Raw genomic sequence first — 12670 nt, forward strand, 5'->3', positions numbered from 1 at the left:
TCAGGACTCGTCGGCCCGGCGGCGGCCGCGGAGACTGCCGTCGGCGCGCGAGCCGCGCTCGGACTCGGACTCCTCCTGGAACTCGGAGGCAGCGGCGAACCCCAGCCGCGCGACTTCCAGATCCGCCTCGGAGACGCCGACGCGCTCGCCGAGGGCCGTGGCCGCGTCGAAGTCGCGGACGGCCCGGCCGTACTCACCGAGCTCGAAGAAGGCCAGCCCGCGGTGCTTGAGCGCGAAGGAGTGTTCGAGGTGCCACTCGTGGGTACGCGCCTCTTCGACGCACAGGGCGAGTTCGGAGAGTGCCTCGTCGGGGCGGCCGCGGAGCTGCATCAGGCGGGCGCGGCGGACGCGCGCGGTGAGCAGCTCGGCGCGGTCGCCCGAGAAGCGGGTGCGGCGGACGGCCTCGTTGGCGATATCCCATGCCTCGTCGATCCGGCCCAGCAGGCGCAGCAACTCTGCCTTCTCGGTGAGTGCGGCGAGGCTGCGCAGCGCTCCGATTTCCTCCAGGCGGTCCTGGGCGGCGTCGGCGTCGATCTCCTCGCGCAGTGTCGCGGGGTCGTGGCGGATGATGATGCTCAGGGCGATGCTTCCTCGTGGAGTGCGGATCCGGGTCATCGCGCACGGTGGACGGGAGGATGGGCGGCGGCGCGTGGGGACGCCGACCCCCCGGCGTCGAGTGTACCGGCGGGTCCGGCGCCCAGATCCCGGCGTGCGGCGCGTTCGGTTCCGCTTGCTGCCTGCTCAGCCGCGACGAACCTGGAAGACGCTGCGCGCCGGTAGCGGCGAGGGAGTTGCCGTCTCATCAGTGACGGCGAGGGCGCCCGCCACGAAGTTCGCGAGTTCGTGCCCGTGCACCAGCTTCGATGGCGCGGGGTCGGCGGCGAGGCGCCGCGGTAGCGCGTCGAGCGGCAGCGGGTTGGCGGAGGCGAGCATCACCACATTCCCGAATCGCTGTGCCTTCAGCATCTGCGTGTCGGTCATGATCGCGGTGTGCGCGAAGACGGAGGCGAGGGTCGCCGCCTGCGCGCGGGCGAAGGCGAGCGCACCCCCGTCCGCGACGTTGACCGCCACAACGCCGCCCGGTGCGAGCAGCGGTCCGATCGCTCCGTAGAACTCGGCGCTGGTCACGTGCGCCGGTGTGCGGGCGCCCGAAAAGATGTCCACGACGACCACATCTACTGCGCCCCGGAGGCCGGGCGGGAGCGTGCCGAGCACCTCGCGCGCGTCACCCTGCCGTATGCGGATCTGCGCACCGCGCGGCAAGGGCAGCTGGGCGCGGACGAGTTCCACGAGTGCCGCTTCGATCTCGATGACCTGCTGGCGTGAACCTGGCCGCGTCGCGGCGACGTAGCGCGGGAGGGTGAGCGCGCCGGCTCCGAGGTGCAGCGCCGTGATGCTCTCGCCCTCGGGAGCGAGGAGGTCGATCGCGTGCCCGATGCGCCGGACGTACTCGAACGAGAGGTGGGTGGGGTCGGCCAGGTCGACGTGCGACTGCGGCGTGCCGTCGACGACCAGCGTGGCCGCCTGGGCCGAATACCGGTCGGGCTCGATCTGCGCGGTATAACCACTCGCGAGTACCGCGCGGGGGTGATCGGAGTCGTCCTTGCGTCGGCGTCCGGTGCGTTCCTGCATCCGATCAGTGTGCCGTGGGAACGACGTGTGCCGCGGGAACGACGAGTCGCGCCGCCCGGGAGCCAGCCGTATACCCGACCCCGGGGAGCGACGCAAGCATCTGCACTTGCGCGGCGTGGCGCCGTGCGTCTATAGTCGTACTTTGCGCTCCCGAGTACCCATGCCCTCATATCGCGGTCGGCAGGTCACCGGAACCCGGCATCAGATGGTGGATGCCGTTGCCACACTCTAGCTCCGCTCCGAAGACCGAGTCACGTCGGTCCGCACGGCTCGGCAGACGAGTGTCGGCCCGCGACGGCGGGAGCCCACTCCACACATCCCACAGATTGAGACCCGCGAGGGTCTACGGAGGTTCCTTCCTTGGCTGCTGCGTCCACCGCGACCACCACCTCACCCAAGAACGGACGCGGAGCATCGCGTCTTTCGTTCGCCAAGATCAGCGACACCCTGACCGTTCCGGATCTGCTCGCGCTGCAGACCGAGAGCTTCGACTGGCTCGTCGGCTCGGAGGCGTGGAAGACCCGCGTGGCCGAGGCGAAAGCCGCGGGCAGGGAGGACCTTCCTGCCAACTCCGGTCTAGACGAGATCTTCGAGGAGATCTCCCCGATCGAGGACCTCAGCGAGACGATGCAGCTGAGCTTCACGAACCCGTACCTCGAGCCCGAGAAGTACACCATCGGAGAGTGCAAGGAGCGCGGTAAGACCTATGCCGCCCCGCTCTACGTCGAGGCTGAGTTCATGAACCACCTCACGGGTGAGATCAAGACTCAGACGGTCTTCATGGGCGACTTCCCCCTGATGACCGAGAAGGGCACGTTCATCATCAACGGCACCGAGCGTGTCGTGGTGTCCCAGCTCGTGCGTAGCCCCGGTGTCTACTTCGAGCGTCAGCAGGAGAAGACGTCCGATAAGGACATCTACTCGGCCCGAGTCATTCCGAGCCGCGGTGCCTGGCTCGAATTCGAGATCGACAAGCGCGACCAGGTCGGCGTGCGTATCGACCGCAAGCGCAAGCAGTCGGTCACCGTGTTCCTCAAGGCTCTGGGCCTGACGAGCGAAGAGATCCTCGAGCAGTTCGCCGGCTACGAGTCGATCGAGCTGACCCTCGAGAAGGACAACATCCTCACCAAGGAGGACGCGCTCCGCGACATCTACCGCAAGCTGCGCCCGGGCGAGCAGGTCGCCGCCGAGGCCGCGCGTGCGCTGCTCGATAACTTCTACTTCAATTCCAAGCGCTACGACCTCGCAAAGGTCGGTCGCTACAAGATCAACCGCAAGCTCGGCATTGATAAGGCGCTGTCCGACTCGGTGCTCACGGTCGAGGACATCATCGCGACCATCAAGTACCTGGTCGCGCTGCACGACGGCCGTACCACGCTCCCCGGCGTGCGCGACGGCGGCGCTGTCGACCTGCGCCTCGATGTGGACGACATCGATCACTTCGGCAACCGCCGCATCCGCGCGGTCGGCGAACTGATCCAGAACCAGGTCCGTACCGGCCTATCCCGCATGGAGCGTGTCGTCCGCGAGCGCATGACCACGCAGGACATTGAGGCGATCACCCCGCAGACCCTGATCAACGTTCGCCCCGTCGTGGCTGCGATCAAGGAGTTCTTCGGGACGAGCCAGCTCTCGCAGTTCATGGACCAGAACAACCCGCTCGCGGGCCTGACCCACAAGCGCCGCCTGTCGGCGCTGGGCCCCGGTGGTCTCTCCCGTGAGCGCGCCGGCGTCGAGGTCCGCGACGTCCACCCGTCGCACTACGGCCGGATGTGCCCCATCGAGACTCCCGAAGGTCCGAACATCGGCCTGATCGGTTCGCTCGCCTCCTTCGCGCGGATCAATTCGTTCGGCTTCATCGAGACCCCGTACCGCAAGGTCGTCGACGGCACCGTTACCTCGCAGATCGACTACCTCACGGCGTCGGAGGAGGACGAGTACCTGGTTGCCCAGGCGAATGCTCCCCTCACCGCCGATTTCCGCTTCGCCGAGGGCAAGGTCCTGGTTCGTCCGAAGGGCGGAGAGGTCGAGCTCGTCGATGCCGACCGCGTCGACTATATGGATGTCTCCCCGCGCCAGATGGTGTCGGTCGCGACCTCCCTGATCCCGTTCCTCGAGCACGACGACGCGAACCGCGCGCTGATGGGCGCCAACATGCAGCGTCAGGCCGTCCCGCTGCTGCGCAGCGAGTCGCCCGTGGTCGGTACCGGCATGGAGGGCTTTGCGGCCGTCGACGCCGGCGACGTGATTACCGCCGACAAGGCGGGTGTTGTCCAGGAGGTCTCCGCCGACTCCGTCACTGTCCAGCTGGACGAGGGCGGCACGCAGACCTACTTCCTCCGCAAGTTCGACCGCTCCAACCAGGGCACCTCGTACAACAACCGCGTGGTCGTGTCGGCCGGTGAGCGCATCGAGGTCGGCGAGGTCGTCGCCGACGGTCCCGCCACCGAGAAGGGCGAGCTCGCACTCGGTAAGAACCTGCTGGTCGCGTTCATGCCGTGGGAGGGCCACAACTTCGAGGATGCGATCATCCTCAGCCAGAACCTGGTGAAGGATGACGTCCTCTCCTCGATCCACATCGAGGAGTACGAGGTCGACGCCCGCGACACCAAGCTGGGCAAGGAGGAGATCACCCGCGACCTCCCGAACGTCAGCCCCGAACTCCTCGCCGATCTGGACGAGCGCGGCATCATCCGCATTGGAGCCGAGGTTCGCCCCGGCGACATCCTCGTCGGCAAGGTCACGCCGAAGGGCGAGACCGAACTCTCCGCTGAGGAGCGCCTGCTCCGCGCCATCTTCAATGAGAAGAGCCGCGAGGTCCGTGACACGTCGCTGAAGGTGCCGCACGGCGAGCGGGGCACGATCATCGGCGTCAAGGTGTTCGACGCACAGGACGGCGACGACGAACTCGGTTCGGGCGTCAACCAGCGCGTGGTCGTCTACATCGCCCAGAAGCGCAAGATCACCGAGGGCGACAAGCTCGCCGGCCGCCACGGCAACAAGGGCGTCATCTCGAAGATCCTGCCGGTCGAGGACATGCCCTTCCTGGTCGACGGCACTCCGGTCGACATCGTCCTCAATCCGCTCGGCGTCCCCGGTCGGATGAACTTCGGCCAGGTCCTCGAGATCCACCTCGGCTGGATTGCGAAGCAGGGGTGGAAGGTCGAGGGTCAGCCGGAGTGGGCTGCGCGCCTGCCCGAGCACGCCCGCGAGGCGGCGCCCGGTACCAAGGTCGCGACTCCCGTCTTCGACGGTGCGGCGGAGGAAGAACTCGCCGGCCTCCTCGACTCGACCATCCCCACGCGGGATGGCGAGCGCTTGATCGGTTCGTCCGGCAAGACGCAGCTGTTCGACGGCCGCTCGGGCGAGCCCTACCCGGACCCGGTCTCGGTTGGCTACATGTACATCTTGAAGCTGCACCACCTTGTCGACGACAAGATCCACGCGCGCTCGACAGGCCCGTACTCGATGATCACTCAGCAGCCGCTCGGTGGTAAGGCGCAGTTCGGTGGTCAGCGCTTCGGCGAGATGGAGGTGTGGGCCCTTGAGGCCTACGGCGCTGCATACGCCCTCCAGGAACTCCTCACCATCAAGTCGGATGACATTCTCGGCCGCGTGAAGGTGTACGAGGCCATCGTCAAGGGTGAGAACATCCAGGAGCCGGGCATTCCGGAGTCCTTCAAGGTCCTCATCAAGGAGATGCAGTCGCTCTGCCTGAACGTCGAGGTCCTGTCTGCCGACGGCACCGCGGTCAGCCTGCGCGACACCGACGACGAGGTCTACCGCGCCGCGGAAGAGCTCGGGATCAACATCTCCTCCCGGTTCGAGTCGTCCTCCGTCGACGACATCTGATCCGCGCCAGCCTCCGACGACTCCCGTCTCTACGAGACACCCTGTTTTCCGACAAGGAGAAAACATTGCTCGACGTAACCACATTCGATGAGCTGCGCATCGGCCTCGCGACGGCCGATGACATCCGTCGCTGGTCGCACGGTGAAGTAAAGAAGCCCGAGACCATCAACTACCGCACCCTCAAGCCCGAGAAGGACGGTCTGTTCGGCGAGCAGATCTTTGGACCTTCCCGCGACTGGGAGTGCTCCTGCGGCAAGTACAAGCGAGTCCGCTTCAAAGGCATCGTCTGCGAGCGCTGCGGGGTCGAGGTCACCAAGTCCTCGGTCCGCCGTGAGCGGATGGGCCACATCGAGCTCGCCGCCCCCGTCACCCACATCTGGTACTTCAAGGGCGTTCCCTCGCGCTTGGGATACCTCCTGGACATGGCCCCGAAGGACCTCGAAAAGGTCATCTACTTCGCGGCATACATGATCATCGACGTGGACGACGACGGTCGTCACGCCGACATGCCTGGCCTCGAGAACGAGCTCCGGCTCGAGATCAAGACCCTCTCGGATCAGCGCGACTCCCGCATCGCGGACCGTCTGGCACGCCTCGAGACCGACCTCGCCGCCCTGGAGGCGGAGGGCGCGAAGAGCGACCAGAAGCGCCGCACGAAGGATGGCGCCGAGAAGGAGATGGGCCAGATCCGCAAGTCCTTCGACGAGGACATTGCGCGACTCGAGAGCGTGTGGGAGCAGTTCCGGACCCTCAAGGTCGGCGACCTCAAGCCCGAGGACGCCGTCTTCAACGAACTCGTCGACCGCTACGGCATCTACTTCGAGGCGTACATGGGCGCCGAGGCGATCAAGAAGCGCCTCGAGCAGTTCGACCTCCAGGCCGAGGCCGAGACGCTGCACCTGCAGATCGCCGAGGGCAAGGGTCAGAAGAAGATCCGCGCCATCAAGCGCCTGCGCGTCGTCAACTCGTTCCTCGCCACCGGTAACTCGCCGGCCGCGATGGTCCTCGACGTCGTCCCGGTCATCCCGCCGGAACTGCGCCCGATGGTGCAGCTCGACGGAGGCCGCTTCGCCACGAGCGACCTGAACGACCTCTACCGTCGCGTCATCAACCGCAACAACCGACTTCGCCGCCTGCTCGATCTCGGTGCCCCCGAGATCATCGTGAACAACGAAAAGCGCATGTTGCAGGAGGCGGTCGACGCCCTCTTCGACAACGGTCGCCGCGGTCGCCCCGTCACCGGTACCGGCAACCGTGCCCTCAAGTCCCTGAGCGACATGCTCAAGGGAAAGCAGGGGCGCTTCCGCCAGAACCTGCTGGGCAAGCGCGTCGACTACTCGGGCCGTTCGGTCATCATCGTCGGCCCGCAGCTCAAGCTGCACCAGTGCGGTCTGCCCAAGCAGATGGCGCTGGAGTTGTTCAAGCCCTTCGTCATCAAGCGCCTGATCGACCTCTCGCACGCGCAGAACATCAAGGCTGCCAAGCGCATGGTCGAGCGTTCACGCCCGCAGGTGTGGGATGTGCTCGAGGAGATCATCCGCGAGCGCCCCGTCCTGCTGAACCGTGCGCCCACCCTGCACCGACTCGGCATCCAGGCCTTCGAGCCTCAGCTGGTCGAGGGTAAGGCGATCCAGCTGCACCCGCTCGTCTGCGCCGCGTTCAACGCGGACTTCGACGGCGACCAGATGGCCGTCCACCTGCCGCTGTCCGTCGAGGCCCAGGCGGAGGCGCGCATCCTGATGCTTGCGTCGAACAACATCCTCAAGCCCTCCGACGGTCGCCCGGTCACCCTGCCCACGCAGGACATGATCATCGGCCTGCACCACCTGACGACCCTCCGCGAGGGGGGCGCCGGTGAGGGCCGCGCGTTCTCCTCCGTCTCGGAGGCGATCCTCGCGAAGGACCAGGGCTCGCTGCACCTGAACTCGAAGGTCAAGATCCGCATGTCGGATGTCTACTTCGCGCAGGGCCAGGCTCCCGAGGGAGTCGAACTCGACGAGAGCGGCAAGGTCACCGCACCGATCCTGCTCGAGACGAGCCTTGGCCGCGCTCTCTTCAACGAGGCGCTGCCTGAGGACTATCCCTACTTCGAGCAGGTCGCCGACAAGACGACCATCTCCGGGATCGTCAACGACCTCGCGGAGCGTTACCCGAAGGTAGAGGTCGCCGCCTCGCTCGACCGGATCAAGGACGCTGGCTTCTACTGGGCCACCCGCTCGGGTGTCACCGTGGCGCTGTCCGACATCCTCACGCCTCCGTCGAAGCCCGAGATCATCGCGGGCTACGAGAAGAAGGCCGCGAAGGTCGAGACCGAGTACGACAAGGGTCTGACCACTCAGGCCGAGCGTCGTCAGGAGCTCGTGAAGATCTGGACCGAGGCGACCGACGAGGTCGCCAAGGCGATGCGCGCGAACTTCCCGAAGGACAACACCATCAACCGCATGGTCACCTCCGGTGCCCGCGGTAACTGGCTGCAGGTGCGCAACATCGCCGGTATGCGAGGCCTGGTGAACAACCCGAAGGGCGAGATCATCGCCCGACCGATCATCTCCTCGTACCGCGAGGGACTCTCGGTCGCCGAGTACTTCATCGCCACGCACGGTGCCCGCAAGGGTCTGGCCGACACCGCGCTCCGCACCGCGGACTCGGGGTACCTGACACGTCGACTCGTCGACGTCTCGCAGGACGTCATCATCCGCGAGGACGACTGCGGCACCACCAAGGGCCTCGATCTGCCGATCATGCTCCAGGACGCGACCGGCACCTGGATCCAGGACTCGAACGTCGAGAACTCGGTCTACGCCCGTTCGCTCGCCACCCCGGCGACGAATGAGGCGGGCGCCGTCATCGCTGCCGCAGGCGAGGACGTGGGCGATGTGCTCATCGAGAAGCTGGTCGGAGCAGAGGTGCGCCACATCAAGGTGCGCTCCGTTCTGACCTGCGAGTCCGCCGTCGGCGTCTGCGCGGCCTGCTATGGCCGATCGCTCGCCACCGGCAAGCTCGTCGACATTGGAGAGGCCGTTGGCATCATCGCGGCCCAGTCGATCGGTGAGCCCGGCACCCAGCTCACGATGCGTACCTTCCACACCGGCGGATCGGCGTCGGCCGACGACATCACGCAGGGTCTGCCCCGCGTGCAGGAGCTCTTCGAGGCCCGTACCCCCAAGGGTGCGTCGCCGATCGCGGAGGCTGCCGGTCGCATCACGATCGAGGACACCGACCGTGCTCGCCGGGTCATCCTCCAGCCGGACAACGGCGACGAGGCGGTCATTTACCCGGTGCTCAAGCGCTCGCAGCTCCTCGTCGAGGACGGCCAGTCGGTCACCCTCGGGCAGCAGCTGCACGTCGGAACGGTCGACCCCAAGGAGGTCCTGCGTGTGCTGGGCGTCCGCGAGGTTCAGAAGCACCTGGTCGGAGGCGTCCAGGGCGTCTACCGCTCGCAGGGCGTGCCGATCCACGACAAGCACATCGAGGTCATCGTTCGTCAGATGCTCCGCAAGGTCACCGTGGTCGACCACGGCGACACGGAGCTGCTGCCGGGTGAGCTCGTCGACCGCTCGCGTTACAGCGAGGTCAACCGTGCGGCTCTGACCGAGGGCAAGCGGACCGCGTCCGCCCGCCAGGAAGTCATGGGTATCACGAAGGCCTCGCTCGCGACCGAGTCGTGGCTGTCAGCCGCGTCCTTCCAGGAGACCACCCGCGTCCTGACGCAGGCGGCCATGGAGGGCAAGCGCGACCCGCTGGTGGGCCTCAAGGAGAACGTGATCATCGGAAAGCTGATCCCGGCGGGGACCGGTCTGCCGAAGTACCGGAACGTGTCGGTCGAGGCAACCGAAGAGGCGAAGTCGGAGCGGTACCCCAACCGCATCTTCGCCGACGACGCCGCCTTCAGCGATGCCGATCTGTCCTTCGTCGACTTCGACTCATTCTCGAGCGACGGTTACGAGCCGGGCAACTACAGCTGACTCCAGTGAGCTGACTGATCGAGGGCCCCGCCGGCATGCTGGCGGGGCCCTCGTCGTACCTGGTCGCGATCAACCGCACGGACGGCGGAAAAGCTGGTTAGGGCTGGTCGTCACTGATGACGTTTCGGTGACGTGAGGTGGGGAAATGTGGGCCCTTCCCGTATCGAACTGCCGTACCGCGTGTCTGAACAGAGGTCCTCACCAGGATCTCCTGACCTACGAGTTCTTGAAGTATGTCGCGAGACGTGTAGACATCGACGTCGAAAAGCCGCTGAATTGTCGCATTGTTGATGGAGTCGTATTCGCGGACATGGTCGACTATCTTGCGGTTTCGATCGCTAGCCGACCGTGTCTGGTACGACAGCGCTGGTCCGAGTGCTGCGATGGCTGTGGCGCGTAATCGGTAATCAGGGTACAAGCGGGAGGCCGTGCGGGACGTCGGTTCGATAAGACCCACCTCGTCGGCCGCCAGCCTCAGGAGGGTCGATTGCGCAGCTGGTGCATCGCGTTGGGCGATGGGGGCAAGCTTCGTCGCGTTGGTCCACCGTTGATGTGTCAGGATCGTCACGACGAGCAGACCGTTCGTGTCGTCCTGCGCCTGTTCCGGCAGGGAAGAAATGAACTTCGCGATCCTGATGTTCGGCGGGCCGCCGAGGAAGCGCACAATCGTCTCCGAACCTTCTCCGACTGATTCCGAGAATGTCGGCGTGGATCTGCCGTTTCGAATCGTCTCTCGATACATCCGACGCGAGCGAGAGTGTGCGTGGCCGTCCTCGACGCCGATTCCACGTGAACTCTTTCTCGATCCGTTCTGCGAGGATCGCGTAGTGCTCGGCCGTCATTCCCGTAGTAGTCTGTGTGCACACCGGCTGGTTCCTTTGCGAAGAGTGTCTGTCAGATGTTGCTCTTCAAGCACAGCGGACCAGCCGGTGTTAACCGTGAACGACACGCACAAATCCATCTCTATGAGGCTTATGCAAAACGGAATCACGCGCTTAACGAAGGTGCCTTTGACCTGGGGTTTTGTGACGCTCAAGCGAGTTTTGCATAAGCCTCTATACAATGGCAACAAATGACCAACCGGGTTCGAGATCGAGTAGGAGATCGACGGGGATTTTGTTTCTGATACCATTTCGGATTCTTAACAGGAGGATGAGCGTGGAAAACGAAACCGGTTTTGAGAGGCTTTCGCACCTTCAGGGATCCTCAAGAGGCGCACCGACGCGAAGTTGAACTCAGAAACCCGGACATCCAGCCCTGGATCGGTGATCTCGAAAATCCGGCGCCGGAGGACGGAGGCATCCAAGGCGGTACCGAGGAACGCGTCAGGGCCAGCACTGCGATCGCCGATTCCTACGACGATCGTTCCGCCCCCGGCATTCGCGAAGCAGGCGGAAGCCTCAGCGAGGACGTGGTGCGTGTCCTTTAGGCTGGCTGCCTCCCGCTTAAAGTCGAGCGACTGCCCCTCGAGGTCGTCGGCGACCGCGTGGCCGGCCAAAATCTGCCGCAGCGCCTCATCAATGGACATCCTTTGGTCCTCCTTTGGGGTTTCTGCAACTCGTGCACGTTCCCCAAAGGGACGCCACACTCCGGTCGAGACATCCGGCGGGGGCCTTCGTTGTGCCCGGACGCGGTCACCCGCACGGGGGCTCCCTGTCTCGCATCGCTGATGCCCCCACTCGGGGGAGGGGTGATTAACTTATGGGGGCTTGCTCGGTCGAGCCTGTACCCGTTCCCCGTCATGCCGAGGCACGGGAGGAGACGCGCGGATGAGAGTCGTGATCATCGTGCTGGCCGCCCTGCTCGTCGTGGTCGGTGCTGTCGTGGTGCCCCTCAGCCGAGCCGATGCAGCGGAGGCAGTTGCGCCCGCGTCCTGCGGCGTAGCACAGCTCGCTCCGGTCCTCGCCGGCGACGACGTGCAGCCGCGCTCCGTCTCCGCTGTGGTTCCGATCGTGCTGTTGCACGGCTGGCTCGGTACCGCGACCCACGACGTGAGCCGCACCGGTGCCTTCTCGCACCTCGTCGACCTGGTCTCGTCGGAGTCGCCGACCGCTCCGCTTGGCGCGCCCGAGCCCTCCCTCCTCGGCCGTCTGCAGCAGATCGAGGGCGCCGCCGTGTACACCTTCGACTACCGTCGGCTTGCGGCGCGCTGGGTGACCGACCCTGGGATCAGCGACGCTCTGGCCGCCTCCATCACCTGCGTCGTCGCGGCGACCGGGCATCGCGCGATCATCGTTGCTCACTCGATGGGTGGTCTTGCAGCCCGGCAAGCTCTGAGCGCCACCGTCGACGGCACAGCGGTGGCGTCGATGGTGTCGACCGTGCTGAGCTTCGGCACGCCGAACACCGGGTCGGACGTGGCGGCGCAGCTTGGGCGGATGGTCGATGCCTCCCCAGCCGCGAGCCCGGCTGCCACGGCGGGGCTCGACCTGCAGAGGCTCGGGTTGTCGTCCCCTCTGGCGTCGTGCGGCGACGCGGTGTCTGAGAATGCGGCCTCCGCGGGCGAGTGCACTGGAGTGCCGATGATCGACGCTCTCTCGTCGGAGGCGGGGCTCGGCCTGCGGACAGGATCCGCTCAGCTCGGTTCACTGCCGCCGTGGCCGGCCGGCGTGCATGTGCTCGCCCTTGTCGGCGACATCCAGGTCACGGCGGGTGTCGTGCTCGGTCAGGCGACGGAGCCGGTCGACCTGGGCGACATCATGGTCGCAACCGGCTCGGCCGCGGCGGGGGTCGACGACTCCGTCGTCTCGACCTGTCGCTACACGCTGCTCGCCGTGCCGGACGTCCCCTCGGTGGTCGCCGAGATCTCGCCGCTCGCGCGACTTGGTACGAGCCTGCGCTTCGCAAAGCTTGTCATCGACGTCGATGCGAGCCCGTGTCATCACGCCCGTCTCACCCGCAACGTCGACCTGGTCCGGCACGCCACGTCGGCGGTCGCGGAGGCGATCGCTGCCGAACTCTCGGCGCCCCGGCTGGACAATCCAGGCACCAAGGGCGCGCCTCCCGCGCCAGAGCCGAGGCGCGTTCGGTGCCCGGTCCGCGACGAGTCGTCGTGCGCGACGTGACGGAGCGGCGTCGGGTATCAGCCTGTTCCGGAAGGTGGACGGGCAGGGGACGGGCAGCGCGGCCTTCGCGGCAGTCGAGTGCGCGAAAGACCCCCGTTCGCAGGCCACGACTCCCCTACCTGCTCTCCTGCCCGGTACGCTCACTGCACACCAGAT

General features: G+C 66.1%; 7 protein-coding genes. 3 read left to right on the forward strand and 4 right to left on the reverse strand.

The window, feature by feature from the left end; all coding sequences use genetic code 11:
- Positions 1–615: a hypothetical protein gene (locus B0H03_RS05305; protein WP_104265253.1), complete on the reverse strand. Its 615-nt coding sequence runs from the start codon at positions 613–615 to the stop codon at positions 1–3.
- 126 nt (positions 616–741) lie between these two features.
- Entirely contained in the window at positions 742–1632 is an 891-nt protein-coding gene (locus B0H03_RS05310) for a spermidine synthase (RefSeq protein WP_104265252.1), read from the reverse strand.
- 360 nt (positions 1633–1992) lie between these two features.
- Here B0H03_RS05310 and rpoB point away from each other — a divergent pair, with 360 nt between their 5' ends.
- Positions 1993–5484: a DNA-directed RNA polymerase subunit beta gene (gene rpoB, locus B0H03_RS05315; RefSeq protein WP_104265251.1), complete on the forward strand. Its 3492-nt coding sequence runs from the start codon at positions 1993–1995 to the stop codon at positions 5482–5484.
- Positions 5485–5549: 65 nt separating this feature from the next.
- A complete protein-coding gene (locus B0H03_RS05320) occupies positions 5550–9449 on the forward strand; it encodes a DNA-directed RNA polymerase subunit beta' (protein ID WP_104265250.1) in 3900 nt (1299 codons plus the stop codon).
- A 97-nt stretch (positions 9450–9546) separates the two neighbouring features.
- Here the strand turns inward: B0H03_RS05320 and B0H03_RS05325 are convergent, their stop codons facing one another.
- Together B0H03_RS05325 and B0H03_RS05330 are read right to left on the reverse strand one after the other, a co-directional pair.
- Entirely contained in the window at positions 9547–10113 is a 567-nt protein-coding gene (locus B0H03_RS05325) for a hypothetical protein (RefSeq protein ID WP_104265249.1), read from the reverse strand.
- Between the two features lie 477 nt (positions 10114–10590).
- Positions 10591–10977 (reverse strand): RNA-binding domain-containing protein, encoded by a 387-nt coding sequence (locus B0H03_RS05330; protein ID WP_104265248.1) that lies wholly within the window; start codon positions 10975–10977, stop codon positions 10591–10593.
- A 241-nt stretch (positions 10978–11218) separates the two neighbouring features.
- On the opposite strand from B0H03_RS05330, the gene B0H03_RS05335 reads away from it, so the two are divergent.
- Complete coding sequence (locus B0H03_RS05335) at positions 11219–12514, forward strand: esterase/lipase family protein (protein ID WP_104265247.1); 1296 nt, start codon at positions 11219–11221, stop codon at positions 12512–12514.
- The last annotated feature ends 156 nt before the right edge of the window (positions 12515–12670 follow it).

Source organism: Rathayibacter iranicus NCPPB 2253 = VKM Ac-1602 (assembly GCF_003149025.1).
Lineage (GTDB): Bacteria > Actinomycetota > Actinomycetes > Actinomycetales > Microbacteriaceae > Rathayibacter > Rathayibacter iranicus.

Excerpts from the sequence above, each read along its gene's own strand:
- B0H03_RS05305 (WP_104265253.1), bottom strand. The coding sequence starts at position 615 with ATGACCCGGATCCGCACTCCACGAGGAAGCATCGCCCTGAGCATCATC.
- B0H03_RS05330 (WP_104265248.1), bottom strand. The coding sequence starts at position 10,977 with ATGTCCATTGATGAGGCGCTGCGGCAGATTTTGGCCGGCCACGCGGTC.
- B0H03_RS05335 (WP_104265247.1), top strand. The coding sequence starts at position 11,219 with ATGAGAGTCGTGATCATCGTGCTGGCCGCCCTGCTCGTCGTGGTCGGT.
- B0H03_RS05310 (WP_104265252.1), bottom strand. The coding sequence starts at position 1,632 with ATGCAGGAACGCACCGGACGCCGACGCAAGGACGACTCCGATCACCCC.